Source organism: Campylobacter concisus, from assembly GCF_902460575.1.
Classification (GTDB): domain Bacteria; phylum Campylobacterota; class Campylobacteria; order Campylobacterales; family Campylobacteraceae; genus Campylobacter_A; species Campylobacter_A concisus_AW.
Window position 1 is genome coordinate 628,106 of sequence record NZ_CABPUY010000003.1, and the last position, 19,932, is coordinate 648,037.

A 19,932-nucleotide genomic window follows, 5' to 3' on the forward strand; every position below is an offset into this window, starting at 1 on the left:
TTGTGTAAGCACCAAAAAGACGGTACACAGCCAGTTTCACACTAGGTATCTGCTACATTTTGCTACAAAGTTATATTGCATAGGTAACAAAGATGCAATATCTAGTCAAACGAAATGGCATATACTACTTTAGAGTAGCTATCCCACTATATCTGAGGCCTTATTTTGGTAATAAAACCGAATACATAACCTCCTTCCTCACAAAACGCTTTGATACAGCAAAAAATCGTGCTAAGATCTACTCTATAATTTTTAACGCGATCAAAAAGGCATGGAAGATGAATTTGAGCAGCGAGTTTATAGAGCACTTGGTGCTTATGCTTTTAAAAGCCAAGGAGGCCAAAAGTATCAACGAGCATGATATGCTTGGCAGATATATAAATTTAGATGGACTATTATCACTAAATTTGTTTTTAAAACAGAGTTTAAAAGAAGATAGCTTGCCCAGTGTAATATCAAAAGAGGTTGATGAGATCTGCAAAAAGCTATCTTGCGCTGACTCTCACACCAAAAAGCTTCTTGGTAAAAGAGTACTTGAGGCAACGATAGATAACATAAATCACATATCATATAAGATGTGCAAAAACCAAAAGCTACTAAATGATAAGCAACAGGCATTTGTGCCATTTGGCAAAAAGCATAAGAGCACAAATTTAGATGATGGCACCAAAGACGAGATAGCAAAATGCGTTAAAGATAGTAACTTGCATAGCTATCAAGACGACATAGAAGCTTTAAAAAAGCAGGATTTGGTGCTGCCTTTTACTAAAAAGTCTTTAAAGCACTCTGTTTGTGAGCTAAGAGATGCTATAAATGAGCTAGCTAGGCAAAAAGGAGCACTCACACAAAACGATATCCTAAGAATATTTGGTTGTGAGTTATCACCAGATGGAGACAACGAGCTAAGTGATGATCTAAAATTTGGGTATGGAAATTTAAATGATCCTAGCTTTGGTGGTCAGGTAAAGCTATATAAGGCAGATAAATATGAAGATAAGGGTATAGTTTTAAGTGACATTGAGACTAAAGGCCTTGAGATAGATGACACAAGTGATGCTAGTGGCATGACTTTTAATGAAGCTATAAATTTCTTTCAAAAGCTATTCTCAAATAGAGCTAAAAGCTTTATATCGCAGCTAGACTCATCTACTAAAAGCGAGAATAAGGCTGACATGCTCACACTAAAGAGTGCATTTGAAAACTATGTATCAAACACGAGTATTTCAAATAACTGGAGTGATAGCACATTTGGTCTTGTTAGACATGTAGGGCGGCTAATGTCTATGAAATTTGGTGATGAACTAGACATCAAAAAGATAAAAAGAGATGACTTGCTAAATTTTAGAAATGTCTTACTGCAACTACCAACCAAACTCTCTCAAAATAGTCTCTATAAAGATAAGAGCCTAGATGAGATCATAGCTTTAGCAAAGGATAGACCAAAAATTTCTAAATCAACCATCAAGAAGTATATTGTTAGAGTTAGTGAGTTTTTTAAATACTGCTACGATAGCGAATATATAGATAAGAATCCAGCTAAAGATCTGCAAATAAATATAAACCAAGATGACGTTACAAATAAAAATCCTTATGAAGATAGTGACGTAAACGCACTTTTGGATATTGTTAGTAAGATCAGGTCAAGTGGTGATACTAAAAGCCAAAGGATTAGCAAAGATGAGCTATTTTTCATTACTCATATAGCAGCTTATTCTGGCATGAGACTAAATGAGATAATCCAGTTAAACACAGATGATATAGTTGAAAAATATAACATAGTATGCTTTAGTTTAAATACAAAAATAGATGTAAAAACAGGCAAGAGTAAGACTTTAAAGACTAGAAACTCTGTAAGGATTGTTCCTATACACTCTAAGCTAAATAGCATTGGGCTGTTTGAATTTATAGAGAGTAAAAAGAAACTAGCTAAGCAAAGTGGCAAAGCAGTTAGGTTATTTAGCTGTGATAATAAAGACTTCTCTGAATATTTTAGAAAGAAGATCAATACTCAAGTTATAAAAGATGGTGATAAGACAAGGACATTTCACTCATTTAGGCACACTTTCATAAACAAGCTCATTCAAAGTGGCCAAAGAGTTGAGCATATAGCTGCTCTGGTAGGGCATGAACAACAATACAAGATCACTATGAATACTTATGGCGAGCCAGTAACTCCAAAAATTCTAAAGGATCTAGTTGAAGAGGTAAAATTTAATCAAGGAGGGAAGGGTGAGTGCTTTTTATTGTAAATGTATATAGCCATTTACAATAAAGAAGGGTTTATGCTTTTAAGATCAACCATATTTGTAGTCTATCCCATATATTTTTATGATATAATTGTATTGCATTACATATTTAAAGGGTAAGCCATGCTAGATCAACTTTTTTTAAAGAGTAACGACCTTATAAGGTTAAACAACCATAAATTTAAAAGATATTTTATAGACTCCAAGGACTTATCTCATAGACTTATCGTTATCCTAGGGCAAAGAGGGATAGGTAAAACAACCACTCTAGCTCAGCTAGCTAGTAAAAACAAAGATAGTCTTTACCTAAGCCTAGATGACATAGAGATATCAAATGATATAACCTCTATCATAAGAGAATTTGTGCTAAATGGTGGCAAATACCTATACCTAGATGAAATTCATAAGAGTAAAGATATATCTGCTGTATTAAAATTTGCCTATGATAACTTTAAAGAGTTAAATATAGTAGCTACTGGTTCATCTGCTCTTGAAGTGCTAAAAAGCTCTCATGATCTAAGCAGAAGAGCGATAGTATATAAGATGAGTGGAATGAGCTTTAGGGAGTATCTAGGGCTAAGGTATGGTATAAATTTAGAAGCTATTGAGCTTGAAAATTTACTTGAAAACCATCAGGAAATAGCTGTTAATATCAATAACGTCTTAAAGCTAAAAGATCTAGCAGTTATTAAACTTTTTAGAGAGTATCTAAAGGTAGGTTACTACCCATACTATAATGATATGCCAAATGATACCGCCTTTTATCAGACTCTTAAACAAAGTATAGAAGCTACGATAGATAGCGATCTTTTAAGTATATATCCAAATTTAAACGGTAACACGGCAAGAAAGCTAAAGATCTTAACTCATGCCATAAGCACAAACGTCCCATATCAACCAAACTACTCAAGTCTAAAATCACTTGTTGATATAAGAGACGATAGAACACTAAAAGAGTATCTTGCTATGCTTGATAGTGCTGGGCTTATAAGGCTTTTAATGAAAAATGAGTTAGCTATAAAAAATATGGATAAGGCAGACAAAATTTACCTTGAAAATACAAATTTAATGTATATAAATAGCCCTGATATAGGAAATGTGAGAGAGACATTTTTTGCCAATCAGCTTGGGAATATCACTGAAATTTACTCAGGCAAAAATGGTGACTTTATGGTTGGTAATAAATTTATCTTTGAAATAGGTGGAGCTAAAAAAGGCTTTGAGCAGATAAAAGATATGCCAGATTCATATATAGCAGCAGATGATATTGAAGTAGGGGTTGGAAATAAAATTCCACTTTGGCTGTTTGGGTTTTTGTATTAGGATTTATATATGAGTAAAATAAACCAAATAGAACAAGAGTTGCCTAAATGGCGGGGATTATATTTTTTAGAATATACAACACAAAATCGGAAATAGTGTCTATAATTTCAAAAGATTTTAAAAAATGATTTAACTAGGGAAAGCCGGCTCCACTTTAAATGCCTATGCAAATGCTGCTGGATATAGGCTAGATGTAAATTTTGTGCAATAGTTTTTGAGCGATTTGCATTTATATAAATCTACTATGTTGACCTTCTAACATCCTTTGGGTGCTTTTGCTTTCTTGTGTAGGTCTTTTTAGATCTCACGACTCTTACATGCAGGCTGATGCTTCCTTTGATAGACGCTACTATAGCCGCGTCTCTTGCTTTTGTTTTCATTTTTATCCTTATTTTATAGAAGTACAGCAATTATAAAGCCCAAAAACGACAGCATGTGTCATAAAAATTAAAAACTAAGCAATTTTTCTATTTTGCTCCTTTTTTGCCACAATGTGTCCAACTTGCTAGATACTATCCCATCTTGTTTATTTAAAAAGGAATAATAATGAAAAAAATGTTCGTTCTAATAAACCATAATTTAACACAAGAGCAAAAAGATCAAGCTATAAAATCATTTGATATCGACTATATAATAAACATTACCGACGATATGTGGTCAAATATCGACCCAGCGATGAAAATATATTATATGCTTTAAACGCATACAAAAAGGAGTTAATGCTTGAAGCTGAAGCTGGTGATATTTGCTAGTACAGGGTGACTTTGGCGCTACTTACAACATGATAAATTTTGCTAAAAATATCGGGATAAAAACCATCTATGCTACTACTAAACGCATCGTTAAAGAGCTTGCTATAGATGGTAAATTGGTAACTAGGCGTGAATTTAAGCATGAAAAATTTAGGGAGTATTTATAAAACCTACCTTTTTTATTAAGTAAAACGCAAGTTGCAAAACGAGATAATCTTCTATACTTCAAAAATATAAGCTGTTAAATTTAAAGGATGCAAATGCCACTAACTATAGTCAAAAAAGCAAATCCGCCCCAGAGTGAAGAGATTAACAACAAAATAGCCGTTATTACGATTCTTGGCATACAAGGCCAAAAAGAGAACATTAAAACCGAAGGTTGCGCTAGATATTATTTCGCTGGTGAAAGCCCTGATAAATCGCAAGAGTTTTTTAACACTTTGCCGTTGCTGGCAGATAAATTTGGTGCTGAAAATATAGTACCCATATATACCACAGATGCTAGGGAGTTTAATGAAGCGGTAATGGCTCACTACGCAAATTTTCAGATAAATTTTAACGATAGCTACAAGATCACAGATGAGAAAAATTTTGAAGCTTTGTTTGAGATATTTGAGAGAGTGATAGATGATCTAATTAAAAGTGGTGTTGGCAAGATCGTCTTTGACGTGACGCATGGCTTTAGGCATCTGCCTTTGCTCGCACTGGTTGATCTACTCATACAAAACTTTTCAAACGTCTCCCAAATAGATCAAATTTTATTTGCAAAAGAGATAGAAAAATCTAAGCTATACGAGATAATAGACCTAAGGCAATACCTAGATATCGCCAATATCGCCTTTGTTATCGCAGCTTTTTCTCAAAACTATACCTTGGCTCAACACATAAGGGTAAAAAGATTTGAGCCACTAGTAAATGCTTTAAACGATTTTTCAAATAATATACTAAGCCTAAATATCGCAAAGCTGAAAAGCTCGCATGGTGAGTTGATCAAAGAGCTTGATAGGATAGATGATATTGCGCTGATATCAAGAGCTAGGGATCTAAAAGATAGACTAAATAAAATATGTGACTGGAGCGACAGCGCATATATTTTTAGATATAAATTAGCCAAAGATATGTTTAAAAAGGGTTATTTGTTGCAGTCGTTGGTATTATTATTTGAAAGTGTGAATAGTTATATAGTTGGAGTTTTTGAAAGAAATATCCCTATCGTGTATAAGAAAATTTTAGATGAATGCTCCAAAAAAAAGGAGCGTAAGAATTATTTGGTAAGTAATTTTTTTGTTCAAGCATTAAAATCTCGAGAATGCGAAGACGATAAGTTTAGAGAAAATACAATGAAAAATTTTCGTAAACCCTATCATGAATTTGAATTTGAGCTTGAAGCATCAGATATAGCTGTAATAAAATCAGTTGCCAAGACAAAATTTAAAAGTGTAAATGAATTAACTAATTACCGTAATAGATTAGATGAACTACGCAACGACTTTGCACATGGCAATATCAGCGAAGAGGAATTTAGCCATATCAAACAAGAGATAAAAAAGCTATTTGATAAATATCAAGACTTTATAAAAATACAAGATAGTTAGCCATTTAATATTTTTTATAGACACTATATGTCTATAATGCCTCTTATAATCTCCGAAAAAATAACGGAGATTATAATGAGCAACCAAACTTTCTTAGACGGCATTAGCGAAATTTTTCATATGACAGACTCTAACAACTTGAAAAATATTTTACTACGTGGCTTACAAAATCATTACAACACCTACAGACAAGTAGATATTAGCAACCAAGAGGTTAATGCAAGACGTGAAAAGATTGAGCACATATATGGACATAAAATTCACGACTATGTCCCATTTTATTTTAATCCTCGCAATGCTATGCTTTATAAAAATAGAAACAATGCCCGTGTTATCATTTTAGGATTTGATGTTCGTGTTATTAAAGATCACCAAGATGGTTTTTTGATATCAAATCGCAATGCGTCTGCAGATGAGGCCAAATTTAGTAAATACTTGCCAGACTTGCAAGATCCAAATTTTATAAATTTTGACGATGTCTTTTCTTTGAGATGGTGTAATAATGGTGTTAGACATGATGATATCAAGCAAAAAATGATGGCAGAAATTTTGATCAATGATGTAGTTTATAGCCGCTACATACGCTCTATATATGTTAAAGATCAAATTAGCAAAAAAGCTATCGAAGAGCAACTAGCTGATGATCTTAAAATGTATAATATCAACGTCATAGTTGATCCAGCTAAATTTTTCTAAGGATAAAAAATGGTAACTCTAAAAAATGGAAATATATTTAACACCAAAGCAGGCACTATCGTAAATACAATTAACTGCGTAGGTGTCATGGGTGCTGGTATAGCCTATGAGTTTAGGCTGCGCTATCCTGAGATGTTTGCGAGATATGTCAAGCTTTGTAGCGAGGATAACCCAAATAAAATAGATATAGGCAAGCTATGGCTATATAAAGCAAATGATGGACGACAAGTGCTAAATTTCCCTACCAAAAAGCACTGGAGAGATCCATCAAAAATGAGCTACATAAAAGCTGGCCTTGAAAAATTTGCAAATACCTATGCGAGCAAAAATATCGATAGTGTCGCGTTTCCTCTTCTTGGTGCTGCAAATGGCGGACTTGATAAAGACGAAGTTATAAATTTGATGATGAAATTTCTAGAGCCTTTAGAAATAGAGTGTGAAATTTGGGAATTTGACGAGAGCGTAAGTGATGATTTGTATGATGATTTTGCACTAAATTTTGATATCAACGAGCTAAAAAAGCAAACCAAGGTCCTAGGCGTAAAAAATATAAGATTTCAAGCTATCAAAGATGCGATAGATAGTGGGCTATATCACTCGCTAAGCTCTTTACTAAAAGCTCCTGGCATAGGTGATAAGTCCCTTGAAGCATGTTTTAGACTGGTTAAAAGCATGCCTCAAAGGCTATTTTAGAGTAAATTTTTACCTTCTTCTATCTTTTTTATGATCTTTTGTTTTAGCTCCACTGGGGCTAAAATTTTAACGTATCCCAAAAACTCCATTATAAAAAACTCTATCTCTTTAAGATCCGTAAAATGATAACTAACCACGATCGCCCCGTCTGACTTGTGCTCTATGATCTTTTGTGATCGAAAAAATTTTTTTCTCTCAAACAAAAAGGCCTTTTTTGGGCTGATCTCGAGCTGTACTTCTACAAGCGAGCTTCTCCACTCATGAGAAAAGACCGCAAACGGCGTCTGGATATTTTTTATAAAGTCGTCGATGTTGTAGTCGTGGTTAAATGTTTCGCCTTTGATAGCCTCTAAATTTACTATCCCAGCTATCCTAAAAAGTGAAAAATCATACTCGTTGTTGCTATTTGCCAGATATAAATTTTCATTGATTAGCAAAATTTTATATGGCTTCACCTCTTTAAATTTTTTGCTATTGGATCTGCTTGTAGGCGTATACTCAATTGCGAGCTTTTTTCTATAGCGTATTGCATCTTCTAGTGTTTTTATGACGCTTTTGTCTAGCTCTGTCTCGATCGGACTCGTGATAAAGTCATAAACGTCCAAAGACTCGTTTATAGCTTGAGATATAGCCGTTTTCTTACTGGTTTCATTAAATTTTTGAGAGTTTTTGGCAAGCATTGTGTAGATTATCTTTAAGACATTCCTCTTTCTCTCATCAAGTAGATCATCAAGTAAATTTGTATTGATAGCCTGGTAGCAGCCAGGATCTGTGCGCTTTATCTCTATCTCACCAAATACACTTTTTATAGCATCAAAGTCTCGTCTTATGGTTTTGTAGTTTAGTCTTGGGGTTTCATCTTTTTCATTTATCCATAGCTCGTCTTGTGCAGTGTCGATTATTTCGCCACGATTTAGCTTTTTAAGTAGCCATAGTATCCTGGTTTGTGCGTCCATTACTTTATCCTTTATATTCTCTAAAGTTTTTTATGAATTATACACAATATGTCCATACACTCTTTTATAATTCTCCCAACAAAACAAAATAATTCAACACAAAGGGGCCAAAATGGGAAAAGGTTATTCACGTTCTTATTCTTCATCATCTTCAAGCAGATCTTACTCATCTGCTCGTGCTAGTCAAAAAGTGGGTCAAAGCTTTGGTGGCTATACCAAAGTCCAAACCACTAAGGGCACATTTCGCATGAAGCCAACTTCTAAATAGTTGGCCCATGCAGCCATGAAGCAAAATTCATGGCTCATTTGAAGTAGTCTATGTAAAAACAAAATAATTCAACACAAAGGGGTTAAAATGGCAAAATGCTATTCACGTTCTTATTCAAAGTCTTCTTCATCGTCTTCAAGCAGGTCTTACTCATCTGCTCGTGCTCACCAAAAAGTGGGTCAAAGCTTTGGTGGCTATATCAAAGTCCAAACGACTAAGGACACGTTTCGCATGAAGCCAACTTCTAAATAGTTGGCCCATGCAAGCCATGAAGTAAAATTCATGGCTCGTTTTCGTAGCTTTTATTTATCTACGCAAATCACAAAAACCTATCATCTCACATCTTCTTATCTAAATTTATTCAACAAGCATATAAGCACTACACATTTTTTTATAACATAAAGCGCCTACGCTTTGTCATTTTTTATTAATCCCCTTGATCGGGTCAAATTTGTTTAAATTTTTATGCCCTATCGTGATTTTTCTAAGAGCAAGAAAATGGTTTCAATCCCCTTGATCGGGTCAAATTTGTTTAAATACTTACCGACAGAGGTTGGTATTGGCTTAAGGTAGATATAGTTTCAATCCCCTTGATCGGGTCAAATTTGTTTAAATGTAGATGGTAAGAAATACTATATCGACAGCAATACAGTTTCAATCCCCTTGATCGGGTCAAATTTGTTTAAATACTTACCGACAGAGGTTGGTATTGGCTTAAGGTAGATATAGTTTCAATCCCCTTGATCGGGTCAAATTTGTTTAAATGCGTTGGGATGAAGTCCGCAATATTAGCGCTGTGTCATATTGTTTCAATCCCCTTGATCGGGTCAAATTTGTTTAAATTAAACCTCATCATGAACGACGAGCTTTTAGATGCTTTAAAGTTTCAATCCCCTTGATCGGGTCAAATTTGTTTAAATTCCTTCCAGGATGGCACTTGGATCGAAAGATCCGAATAGTTTCAATCCCCTTGATCGGGTCAAATTTGTTTAAATTTTTTATAAAAGGATCAAAAATGACAAAATTAAATTTTGTTTCAATCCCCTTGATCGGGTCAAATTTGTTTAAATTGACTATGAACCAGAGTTAATCAACTACATACCAGTGTTTCAATCCCCTTGATCGGGTCAAATTTGTTTAAATTATTGAGGTAGTTGCTTAAATATAGTAATGTTAAAATGTTTCAATCCCCTTGATCGGGTCAAATTTGTTTAAATCTAAGATCGCATATTAATCGTAATGTGCCAACCTTATACGTTTCAATCCCCTTGATCGGGTCAAATTTGTTTAAATATAGGGTGGTAAAATTTCTAGGCTCCGACCTAGAATGTTTCAATCCCCTTGATCGGGTCAAATTTGTTTAAATTTAAATGGTGCTACTAGCTCCTTCTCAATTGGCACTATTCCGTTTCAATCCCCTTGATCGGGTCAAATTTGTTTAAATGATGAGAATGATGCTGATTATTTCAGCATGGTTCTGTTTCAATCCCCTTGATCGGGTCAAATTTGTTTAAATTTCTTTTCATCTCTAATAAGAATATATAGTAACTCTGTAGTAAAGTTTCAATCCCCTTGATCGGGTCAAATTTGTTTAAATATTATATTTTTTTAAAGGAACCAAAATGTCAAAAAGTTTTTGTTTCAATCCCCTTGATCGGGTCAAATTTGTTTAAATAAAATCTGCCAACCAACAGTTTTTACCGCAGTCCAATGTTTCAATCCCCTTGATCGGGTCAAATTTGTTTAAATCTTTGTAAAATACGGTAACAAAGTAGACGCTTATTTTTGTTTCAATCCCCTTGATCGGGTCAAATTTGTTTAAATGGGGATATAATTTCCCTTGAGTGTTACAACACCCAGAACGTTTCAATCCCCTTGATCGGGTCAAATTTGTTTAAATAGCCTAAAAGACTATTTTTGCAAAGGAAAAATTAGCAAAATTATTTAAGAAACCGGCTTTAAAGATACCTAAAATTCGTGAAAATCTCAAAAAAGTTCGCAAATGTATATGTATTTAAAAATACTAACTCCATAAAATTAACAATGATAAGTGAAAGAACCCCTAAATTTAGGTATTTGTCATCTTAAAAAAGTTCGCAAATCTCTTTTAAAAATTTCAAATTTTATAGGTTTGCGAACTTTAAGCGGTATATAAGTTTCGCAAGGTCCTAAAATAGGCTATCCTAAACTTAGGCATAACTAAAAGTTCGCAAATGTATGAGAGATATTTTGAAAAAACTAGATTTGCGAACCTATTTCGCGAGATTTTAGCTAAAAAGGGTCAAATTTCAGCTAAAAAAGTTCGCAAATCAAAAATCCAAAAGAAATTTAAGAATGACATAAGCTAGACAAAGAGCTCTTGCATCTCAAAGATACCTTTTTTATCGCATAGCTCAAAGCTTTTTCCTACGCAGTTTTCGCATAGTCTGTAAAATCTAAGGCTATCTGTTTTGTCATTTAGCAAAGCTTTGGCGGACTTTATCAGTTTTTTGAGCTTGGCTTCATTTAGCTCGCATTCAAAGACGCTAAAATTTACGCGGTAGCCGATGCCTTCAAGGATGTCTGAGAGCTTTTTGCGATTTTTATCGCTTTGTATGTCGTAGGCTATTACAAATTTCATTAGAATTTCCCTACAAAAGGTCTATAGCTTTTGCTCTCGCCGTTTACGAAGCGAGCTAGTTCGTAGCACTCTTGCATGATTATGTTTTCGCATTTGCATGACTCCTTTTTCCACATAGTGTAGCTGCCGAGTTTTTCTTTCATATTTTGCGCTATGAGCTTTTTAGAAGCGTCGGTGAGAAGCCCTTCTTTGTTTAGTGAGATGGGCTCATCTTTGTTTAGCATCGAAACGATGACTCTATCTACCATAAATGTCCTAAACTGCTCTATCATGTCAAAGACTAGGGTCGGCTTTGTGCTGTCAAGCGCATGTAAAAATGAGATATGTAGGCTAAGACCTGCTAGATATAGGCACTCTTGAACCTTGGAGTAAAGTATGGCGTAGGCGTAATTTAGTGAGGAATTTACGATATCTTTGGCGCCAAATGTTATGCGCTTCTCAAATTCTAGCGGTAATATACTCTTTATGCCGTCCCAGTAAATGGCAGCAGCCGAGCCCTCAAATCCCATGAGCTCGTTTGTGTTTTTGACGTATTTTAGCTTTCTTTCTAGGATATTTTCTAGTTTTAGGATGTGTGGAGTTAGAAATTTATGGTATTTATTTAGGTATTTTAGATAGTTGGTTTGGTTTCTTATCTTTGCCTCGACAAAAGAGGTGGCGAGATATAGCTGGGCTGGTGTGTTGAGGAGCATGGCTTGTTTGTGTGCTGTCTGTGTAGAGGTGCTATTGTAGGCTAGTAAGGTAGCGTATGGGACGTAGTGCTTGTCTATGAAATCGATGTGGATCTTTTCTCTTGCGCAGCGCCATATCACTGCAGAAGATAGTGAGATATGCTCGCTATCAACGATGATGCGGGAAATTTTAGAGATGGGAAATTCTTTATAAATTTTGCCGTATTGCTTTATGGTAAATTTATTTTTGCTAAGGCCTAGATAGACACCTATTTGGTTGATATGAAGCGTAGAATCCGAGGCGATCTTGGTGGCGTAGAAATTTCTCTTTTGGTTTATCTTGCGGGGCTCGTTTTCGTAGCTTTTTTGAGATAGGTATTTGTCATAGCCTTTTGTTATGGCTAGGGTTATCTTGTCTTTTATCTCGTTTTGACCAAACAACACTCCAAAGTCGATCTTTTCAAGATAGAGGGTGAACTCTTTTTTTGAATTTATAGTTTTGTTTTGCTTGTATAGGGCGATCTTTTGGGCTAAAGAGTCTATGAGATGCTCTTTTATCTGCATTATCTGCGGTGAGTTTGGCGGTATGATCTTTAGATAGTAGTTTTTAAGCGTAAGTAAAATGGCGTTTATCTCATCAATATAGTCTATGAAATTTGACTTTTCTTTGCTTGCAGAGTGTAAATTTGAGATGATCTTTTGAATTTTATCGTTATCTACGCAGCGGTTTTTACCAAAGAAACGAACGCCTAAGAAGACAAAACCGTCGTTTATGTTTACGACTTTGGTTTTTTCTTTATTAAGAGATAAATTTAGTAGTTTTAAAAAGTCATCTAGCTTTTGTTCAAATTCTAAAGCTTCGTCTTGTTCTGCAAAGCATACTATAAAGTCATCTGCGTATCTTATAAATTTATCTGTGGTCTTGATTATAAACCTATCCATCAGATCAAGATAGATGTTTGATAGCATTGGAGATAGTATATCGCCTTGGTTTACCCCGACTTTGTGCTCTTTAAAGTCGCGCTTTAAAAATCCACCGGTTTTTAAAAAGAGTGAGATAAGGTTTATGATCTTTGTGTCTTTTATGTGTTTTTGTAAAATTTGTAGTAGCTTGGAGTGGTTTACCGACTCGAAAAAGTCTTTTACGTCTGCTTTTAGTATCCAGCAGTCATTTTCGTTTATGAAGCTACTGGCTCTGTTTATGGCTTTGTAGGTTGATTTGTGTGGGCGGTAGGCGTAAGAATTTGATAAAAATGTCTCGTCGAAGTATGGACTAAGCTCTGAGTATAGGACCTTTTGAACTAGTTTGTCTTTTATAGAGGATATGCCTATGGGCCTTACGCCATTGCGATTTTCTTTTGGGATGTTTATCTTTCTTAGCGGTTCTGGCGTGTAAGTGCCATTTAATAGTGATCGTATGAGATGATCTGCGTTTTCGTCGAAGTTCTTTTTAAAATCAGCATATGAGATCTCGTCTAAACCCAAAGAATTTGCAGAAATTTCGTCAAATGCAGAGCTTAAAGCACCTTTTGTAAATATGTGTTCTAGGTTTTTAGTAAACATTTTAAATTTACCTTTTAAATGTGGTGTGGGTCGCTATATCCCCTGGAGCGGGTCAAATTTGTTTAAATAAAAAATTAAAAGGTGCGAAATTTGTGCATCAAAACTGTTTCAATCCCCTTGATCGGGTCAAAATTGTTTAAATGCCTGCTAACAAAGAGTTTTACGATGAGTATCACGGGTTTCAATCCCCTTAGTCGGGTCAAATTTGTTTAAATTACATAAGGTTTCAAGAGCCGGAGCTACCAGCTATAACGTTTCAATCCCCTTGATCGGGTCAAATTTAACAATGATAAGTAAAAAGAACCTATCTTAAATATCTTTAAAATCACGAATTTTCTAAATTTTAGCCAAAAAGATGGAAATTTAAACTAAAAACAAGAGCGATGAAGGTATGCACAAATATATAAAAAATAATAATTTTTAAATAAAAATCTAAAAAATATAAACATTTGTCTTTAAATCATATATAATAAGATAATTTTAAAATTGAGCATTGAAGTGAATAATGAAACTAATATGATTTTGACCTTTTCTAGCGATATAAGGGCGACAAGAGATAGTCTTGGCATGCTGATAAAACTACCAGAGCTTAATAAATTTATCCCCAAACTTAAAATAAATAGAAAAAATGCTCTAAAAAAGAGCATGGTGGGTGCGGTTTTAGACTATGTGAAGATAAGGAGTTTTGATGAGGTATGCCGAGCTTAGAGTGAAATTTGAGCCGTCACAAAAGCCGCCATTTTTTATCGGCTCGCAGGTGCGAGGAGCCTTTGGGTATGCGCTAAAAAGCGTAAGCTGTATAAATCACGCCCATAAGTGCGATGAGTGCTTTGCAAATGAGAGCTGTTTATACTACGACTTTTATGAGAAGAAAAATAGCTACCATAGATATAGGCTGGACTTTAAGTTAGGGGCTAAAGTGTATGACTTTGGCATAGTTTTACTAGAGAGTGCGTGTGAAAAACTACCATATATCACCTCTGCGGCATATATGATGCTAAAGAGATATGGACTTGGTAAAGATAGGGTTAGGTATGAGAAATTTGATATGTTTGTAAATGGTGAGGCGTGCTTGGCGGAGGATAAAATAAGCCTGCCTAAAGAGTATATAAGAGAATTTAGCTTTGATGGTGACGTGGGCGATGTCAGGGTCAAATTTATAACTCCGCTTAGGATAAAAAAAGATAATGTTTTTTTAAAAAATGACAATATAAGTCTAAAAGAGATACTAAACTCCATTTACCAAAGAAGGCTTGGCCTCTTTGGACAAGCTCACGAGGCGCTAGAGTGCGAGATAAGGGGTGAGATAACCAAAAAAGACCTAAAATACGTGGAGCTAACTAGGCGTAGCAATAGACAAAACACTACTATGAATTTTGGCGGCTTGACGGGGTCTTTAGAGATGAGGAGCGTTAGCAAAGAGTGTATGGAGCTACTAAAGCTAGGCGAGATAATAGGCGTAGGCAAGCAGACTGTTTTTGGACTAGGGAAAATAGAAACGGAGGATATGAATGAGCAAATTTAGCAGTTATTTTAATGATGAGTTTGTCTCTTTGGAGCAAGGATCTAAGAGTATAGATGAGATATTGCAAGATAGGATGTTTTTAATAGGCGGAGACTTTTACGGGATACAAAAATTTATATTTGACAACCTAGGCTCAAAAAACGCGGCTAAGGTACTAAGGGCAAAGTCTGCATTCTGCGAACTTTTCATGATGGTCTTGGCTAAATTTATCTGCCAAAAACTGGGCATAGATGAAAAATGTATCTTATCATGCACGGCTGGTAAATTTGAGATACTATCCCCTAAATTTGATGAAGCTGCTTTTAAAGAGATAAAAGGCGTTATAAATGCTTATTTTATAAAAAATTTCTTTGGCGTTAGCGGTGTTAGCCTATCTTGCGTGGAGTGCGAAAGGGCTGACTTTACGGAGCCTAAGCGATATAAAGAGCTAAGGGATAAGATCAGCAAGGCTGTGGAGCTAGAGAAATTTAAAAAGTTAAATTTAAAAGAGCAAGAACCGGTACTTTTTTATGACAAGGGCATAACAAATCAAACTCTTTGCAGGATCTGCAATATAAGAAAGATAGCTCACGACAAAGATAAATGCGAAATTTGTGCCGCCTTTGTACGTCTTGGCGAAAAGCTAGCTGGCGATAGTAAGAATATAAATAGCAAAGATATAGGCATAGACTTTATGGACGTGGATCTTGAGATAAGTGAAACTATAAGATCATACGTCGCTAAAAATGCGGGTAGCATAGTGGATTTTGAAGATCTGGCTAAAAAATCGCGCGGAGATAATGCGATCGCCGTGATAAAAGCCGACGTAGATAATATGGGAAATTTCATAAAACATAGCGATGTTACGCAAAACTTTGCAAATTTTGACACATTTTCAAAGGGGATAAATAATTTTTTCTCTTTATATGTGCCAAGAAAGATGAAAGAGAAATTTGAAAATAGCTACACGGTCTTTGCAGGAGGAGATGATCTGCTGATAGTTGGTAGCTACGATCAGATGATAGAGCTTGCTGTTTTTGTAAGGCAAGAGTTTATGAAATTTATAAAGACAAAGGATCTAAGCATTTCTTTTGGTATCGTTTTAGCAAAACCATCTACGCCTATAAGTTTTCTGGCGCAGACTAGTGAAAAGTGGCTGGAGAGCTCAAAAGAGATGAGTGGAAAAGATGCGATCACTATCTTTGGAGAGACTGCTAAGTGGGATAGCTATCTAAATGTCAGAAGTCAAATTTTAGATGAATTTACTAAATTTAATATAGACAATACAGCGTTTTTATATAGGCTACTTGAGCTTTGCGAGATGAGCAAAAAAGTATGCGAGGATGTGAAAAATACGATGTGGAAGTCAAAGCTAAGCTATAGCTTTACTAGAAATATGCAAAGTGGTGGTGAGATGAACGAGCTACTTCTTATGCTAAATAATGTGATAGAAAACAATCCAAAGGAGAGCAAGATGGCTATTTGTGAATACATATATAAAAGGAGAGAACGATGAGTGGATACAATAGAAGTGGCGGTGGCAACTATAATGCCGGCAATAAACCGCAAGCTGACTTTTTACCGCCGATAGTTTTGGACTACAAGAAAAATCCAAATTTGTTTGACGAAACAGCAAAGAGCGTCGCTGATCTAGTCTCTGCTAGAACAAAAGCTACTCAGATAAGAGCATTTTATGACTATATAATCGAGCTAGAGCAAAAGTCAAATAGTGAAGACTTCAGCGAAGTTTTGCCATTTGTAAAGATGCTAAATTCAAAAGCGGCTTACTCTAAGTCAAGAAAATGCTCAAGTGATGAATTTGTCGAGATGATAAATAAATGTGTAGCTCAGGTAAAGACAAAAGATGATCTAAGGGTATTTAAACTCTTTTTTGAGGCCGTTATAGGCTTTGCTAAAAAATAAGGAGAGAATATGAAAATTTTAACTTTAAAGGGACAAATAGAGCTTTTAAGCGGACTTCATATAGGTGGCGGCGATGATACTATGAAGATAGGTGGCATAGACTCGCAGGTGATAAAAGATATAAACACAAGTAAGCCTTACATCCCTGGAAGCTCGCTAAAAGGTAAAATGAGAAGCTTGCTAGAGTGGAATAATAGGCTGGTTGGATATGGTGAAGGAGAAGTATTTAACTCTAAAATTTTAGAAAAAGTACCAGAGCCAGATAAAAAAGCGGCACAAAATTTACTAAAAATTTTTGGCGATAAAGAGAATAAATTTGGCATTACTAGGATAAGCGTTGGGGATTGTTTGTTGTCTAGCGAGAGTGAAGGGCTAAAACTAAGCGAAGCAAAATATGAAAACGTGATCAACAGAGAAAGTGGAACTGCCGAGCATCCTCGCCAGATCGAGCGTGTGCCAGCTGGAGTGAAATTTGACCTTGTTATTAGACTAAAAGTTTTTGATGAAAAAGAGCCTTATAATGACAATGAAAACGAGCTAAAAGAGATGGTTGAGAGCGGACTTAAGCTAATACAAAACGACTATCTAGGCGGTAGCGGCTCAAGAGGTTACGGAAGGGTTGAATTTACAAATTTAAGGTGGGAATAATGACACTTTATAAAACTACCATAACACCCAAGTCAAATTTCACAACGCCACTAAAGGGTGATACTTTGTTTGGACAAATTTGCTGGGCGATCAGATATAGGCTTGGAGAAGATAGGCTAAATGAGCTACTAAGTGACTATGACAAAAAGCCATTTTTGATAGTATCTGATGGCTTTGCTGGTGGATATCTTCCAAAGCCTAGCATGCCAAGTCATCTTTTGGGCGAAAATTTGGAGCTAAAAAAAGAAAATAGAAAGAAAATTTGGCTTAGCATGGAGGATCTTCAAAGCGGAAATTTCAAAAACGCTAAAACAAGTGGCGAGGCTGGCTATGAACTAACAAAGAATGCAACGATCAAAAACTCCATAAACTACCATACGTTTACGACCGATGAGAGCGGTAAATTTGCGCCTTATGCTTTAATGGAGATGAAATTTAGCAAGCAAGATATCTACTTTTTGCTAGATGATAAATTTAAACTTGACGAACTAGAAAAAGTGCTTGAAGTTGTATCTAAAAGTGGATATGGCAAGAGAGCTAGCATAGGCAAAGGAGCGTTTGAGTACAGAGCGTTTGAGAAGGTGTCTGTAAAAAAGAACTCAAATGCCTTTATGACGCTTAGTCCAGTCGTGATAGATGATGAAAATTTAAAAGAATTTTACTATGAGCCATTTACTAGATTTGGCAAACATGGTGGAGGGCTTGCAAGCACAAATCCTTTTAAAAGCCCACTCCTAATGGCAGATAGCGGTAGCGTGGTGATATATGATGAAATTTGCGAAAAAGAGTATATAGGAAAGGCTATAAGCGGACACTCTACAAACGCAAACACAGTGCACCAAGGATATAGCATACTAATAGCTACGGAGATAAAAAATGCACAATGAAACTAAAAACTATAAGATCAAACTAAACCCTATAAGCCCTATACATATAGGTACTGGAGAGGCCTATGAGCCTATGAACTACGTCATAGATAGAGGCGCGGATGATAAATACTATATGTATGTTTTTGATGAATTTGAGTTTTTTAAAAAACTTGACGATAAGTCTAAAGATGAATTTATGAAAATAGCCTCAGACACTACTAGTGATGGCATATTGAAGCTGCAAAAATTTATAAAAGAGAAGAGTTCTTTGGCAAAAAAGGTCTCTTACTACAAAATGCAGGCACTAAAAAACATCGCAGAAGACTATAATGACAAAATAGGCAAGGTAGTTCAAAGAGAAGGTGGTGGCAAAAAAGTCATAAACCAACTAGTGGTCGAAAAGACACTTATATCTCCAAATTTAAAAAAAGCCATAATCCCAGGAAGCTCACTAAAAGGCGCTATAGCTACAGCTTTTGGTGAAATGCTTTATAAAAAGAGTAAAAGCTATGATACAAAAGAGTATTTTGGTGATTTTCTAGTGGCTGATAGTGAGGTGATAGAGTCACATACTTTTGCTTCTATTGCTACAAATATAAAAAGAAATAGGGCCTCAAGAGACCAAAATGCAAGTCAAGGCATACCAGTAAGATATGAGGCAATAAATTCAAAAAGCGAATTTAAAACAACATTTACGATAAAAAATAATAAATTTGGCATAGACGAGCTAATAAAAGCTTGCAACTCTCACTATATGCCGATATTTGCCTCTCAGTTTAGCTATGAAACGGACGAATTTACACGCGAAGGACTATCTGATAAATTTATTGAGAAATACGAGCATTTAAAACTTGAGGATAATCAATTTTTATTGAGAGTTGGAAAGCATAGTGGTGCAAGAGCCGTTACGGTAGATGGCGCGAGAAGGATAAAAATAATGAGAGGCAGGGAAAAACCATCTATCCAAGAGGAGGAGACCACAGCTTGGCTTATCAATAAACAGCCGTTTGGTTGGCTACTTTGTGAAATTTTAGAAGAGGATTGATCTTTTAAAAACAATGCAACCTAGTTTTTAATGCAGTCAGAGCTAAAAAGTTTTGAGTAGAACTATATCCACTTTCTCAAAAAGAGTTAAGCCATAGTGATGAAAATTTGATAGATATTTTAAGTGATGATATAGACTATTTGGTGCTAAAAAAAGATGATAACGACGGCTTATCTGAAAAGATCATAAACAGCGGGCTATTCAGAGATCGCAAAGATAATCTTAGAGAAATCAAAATATCTTTGGTTAGCTCATATTTTAACAACACCCTAAAAATTTTTGCTACTGGTGCCTAGATGATGATATGTTTGCATTACCGTTTGGTTTTATGGGGTGAGAGATGGCTAATAATTTGGCTTCTATAACAGCTTACGATAATCTACCTCTCCAAACCATCATATCCTGACTTTACATTTTGCTCTTTGCCCTCTATCTCATTTGATTGTTGTGTTGATTGCTCCACCCCAAAGTCCTTATCAAGTCCTTGACCATATAGCTCTTGCTTTGTTATTTTTAGTGAGCCAAACGATATATGATCATTTGCTAGAGAGATCTTATCT

The 19,932-nt window shown here is 35.3% G+C and carries 20 protein-coding genes and 1 CRISPR repeat array; of the genes, 15 read left to right on the plus strand and 5 right to left on the minus strand.

The genetic code is table 11. The features are described 5' to 3' along the window. Positions 1-92 precede the first annotated feature (92 nt). Together F3G76_RS09565 and F3G76_RS09570 are read left to right on the plus strand one after the other, a co-directional pair. Positions 93-2,249 (plus strand): tyrosine-type recombinase/integrase, encoded by a 2,157-nt coding sequence (locus F3G76_RS09565; RefSeq protein WP_149706568.1) that lies wholly within the window; start codon positions 93-95, stop codon positions 2,247-2,249. Between the two features lie 120 nt (positions 2,250-2,369). Next, positions 2,370-3,569: an ATP-binding protein gene (locus F3G76_RS09570; RefSeq protein WP_149706569.1), complete on the plus strand. Its 1,200-nt coding sequence runs from the start codon at positions 2,370-2,372 to the stop codon at positions 3,567-3,569. Positions 3,570-3,811: 242 nt separating this feature from the next. Here F3G76_RS09570 and F3G76_RS10580 read toward each other — a convergent pair whose 3' ends face one another. Next, positions 3,812-3,949: a hypothetical protein gene (locus tag F3G76_RS10580; RefSeq protein ID WP_180996590.1), complete on the minus strand. Its 138-nt coding sequence runs from the start codon at positions 3,947-3,949 to the stop codon at positions 3,812-3,814. Positions 3,950-4,115: 166 nt separating this feature from the next. Between F3G76_RS10580 and F3G76_RS10585 the strand changes: the two genes are divergently transcribed. From F3G76_RS10585 to F3G76_RS09595, 5 genes are all read left to right on the plus strand, one after another. Continuing rightward, complete coding sequence (locus F3G76_RS10585) at positions 4,116-4,268, plus strand: hypothetical protein (protein ID WP_188116413.1); 153 nt, start codon at positions 4,116-4,118, stop codon at positions 4,266-4,268. 46 nt (positions 4,269-4,314) lie between these two features. Then, the gene (gene csx20, locus F3G76_RS10590) at positions 4,315-4,488 is read left to right on the plus strand and encodes a CRISPR-associated protein Csx20 (RefSeq protein ID WP_188116311.1); all 174 of its coding nucleotides are present in this window, start codon (positions 4,315-4,317) and stop codon (positions 4,486-4,488) included. A 93-nt stretch (positions 4,489-4,581) separates the two neighbouring features. Then, a complete protein-coding gene (locus F3G76_RS09585) occupies positions 4,582-5,916 on the plus strand; it encodes a CRISPR-associated DxTHG motif protein (protein WP_188116312.1) in 1,335 nt (444 codons plus the stop codon). A gap of 75 nt (positions 5,917-5,991) precedes the next feature. After that, positions 5,992-6,612 carry a DUF4433 domain-containing protein gene (locus tag F3G76_RS09590; protein ID WP_188116313.1) on the plus strand — a complete coding sequence of 207 codons (621 nt, stop codon included), beginning with the start codon at positions 5,992-5,994 and terminating at the stop codon, positions 6,610-6,612. Between the two features lie 9 nt (positions 6,613-6,621). Further along, entirely contained in the window at positions 6,622-7,305 is a 684-nt protein-coding gene (locus tag F3G76_RS09595) for a macro domain-containing protein (RefSeq protein WP_149706572.1), read from the plus strand. Here F3G76_RS09595 and F3G76_RS09600 read toward each other — a convergent pair. The 3 genes from F3G76_RS09600 to cas1 all read right to left on the minus strand — a co-directional run bounded on the left by F3G76_RS09600 (position 7,302) and on the right by cas1 (position 13,383). Further along, entirely contained in the window at positions 7,302-8,261 is a 960-nt protein-coding gene (locus F3G76_RS09600) for a helix-turn-helix transcriptional regulator (protein ID WP_103608003.1), read from the minus strand. The genes F3G76_RS09595 and F3G76_RS09600 overlap by 4 nt on opposite strands. Before the next feature lie 692 nt (positions 8,262-8,953). Then, positions 8,954-10,429: direct repeats of the CRISPR family, unit length 37 nt; unit sequence GTTTCAATCCCCTTGATCGGGTCAAATTTGTTTAAAT. 444 nt (positions 10,430-10,873) lie between these two features. Beyond that, the gene (gene cas2, locus F3G76_RS09605; protein ID WP_149706573.1) at positions 10,874-11,149 is read right to left on the minus strand and encodes a CRISPR-associated endonuclease Cas2; all 276 of its coding nucleotides are present in this window, start codon (positions 11,147-11,149) and stop codon (positions 10,874-10,876) included. Further along, positions 11,149-13,383 (minus strand): CRISPR-associated endonuclease Cas1, encoded by a 2,235-nt coding sequence (gene cas1 / locus F3G76_RS09610; protein WP_149706574.1) that lies wholly within the window; start codon positions 13,381-13,383, stop codon positions 11,149-11,151. The genes cas2 and cas1 overlap by 1 nt, the downstream gene beginning before the upstream one ends. Positions 13,384-13,881: 498 nt before the next feature. On the opposite strand from cas1, the gene F3G76_RS09615 reads away from it, so the two are divergent. The 8 genes from F3G76_RS09615 (at position 13,882) to F3G76_RS09650 (ending at position 19,668) form a co-directional block, all read left to right on the plus strand. Next, on the plus strand, positions 13,882-14,091 hold the full coding sequence (locus F3G76_RS09615) for a hypothetical protein (RefSeq protein WP_148825075.1): 210 nt from the start codon (positions 13,882-13,884) through the stop codon (positions 14,089-14,091). Further along, positions 14,072-14,908 (plus strand): CRISPR system precrRNA processing endoribonuclease RAMP protein Cas6, encoded by an 837-nt coding sequence (gene cas6 / locus F3G76_RS09620; RefSeq protein ID WP_149706575.1) that lies wholly within the window; start codon positions 14,072-14,074, stop codon positions 14,906-14,908. Before F3G76_RS09615 ends, cas6 begins: the two co-directional genes overlap by 20 nt. After that, positions 14,895-16,403, plus strand: a complete 1,509-nt coding sequence (gene cas10 / locus F3G76_RS09625; RefSeq protein ID WP_149706576.1) for a type III-A CRISPR-associated protein Cas10/Csm1 — start codon at positions 14,895-14,897, stop codon at positions 16,401-16,403. Before cas6 ends, cas10 begins: the two co-directional genes overlap by 14 nt. Further along, positions 16,400-16,810, plus strand: coding sequence for a type III-A CRISPR-associated protein Csm2 (gene csm2 / locus F3G76_RS09630; protein WP_103641905.1), 411 nt, complete (start codon positions 16,400-16,402; stop codon positions 16,808-16,810). Before cas10 ends, csm2 begins: the two co-directional genes overlap by 4 nt. Before the next feature lie 9 nt (positions 16,811-16,819). Beyond that, positions 16,820-17,458 (plus strand): type III-A CRISPR-associated RAMP protein Csm3, encoded by a 639-nt coding sequence (gene csm3, locus F3G76_RS09635; RefSeq protein ID WP_103588909.1) that lies wholly within the window; start codon positions 16,820-16,822, stop codon positions 17,456-17,458. Continuing rightward, a complete protein-coding gene (gene csm4 / locus F3G76_RS09640) occupies positions 17,458-18,345 on the plus strand; it encodes a type III-A CRISPR-associated RAMP protein Csm4 (RefSeq protein ID WP_148786173.1) in 888 nt (295 codons plus the stop codon). Before csm3 ends, csm4 begins: the two co-directional genes overlap by 1 nt. Beyond that, positions 18,335-19,372 carry a type III-A CRISPR-associated RAMP protein Csm5 gene (csm5, locus tag F3G76_RS09645; protein ID WP_149706577.1) on the plus strand — a complete coding sequence of 346 codons (1,038 nt, stop codon included), beginning with the start codon at positions 18,335-18,337 and terminating at the stop codon, positions 19,370-19,372. The genes csm4 and csm5 overlap by 11 nt, the downstream gene beginning before the upstream one ends. A 107-nt stretch (positions 19,373-19,479) precedes the next feature. Beyond that, a complete protein-coding gene (locus F3G76_RS09650) occupies positions 19,480-19,668 on the plus strand; it encodes a hypothetical protein (protein ID WP_223227455.1) in 189 nt (62 codons plus the stop codon). Positions 19,669-19,751: 83 nt separating this feature from the next. Here F3G76_RS09650 and F3G76_RS09655 read toward each other — a convergent pair. After that, positions 19,752-19,932, minus strand: a 181-nt coding sequence (locus F3G76_RS09655) for a hypothetical protein (protein ID WP_149706615.1), incomplete at its 5' end; no start/stop codon positions are given.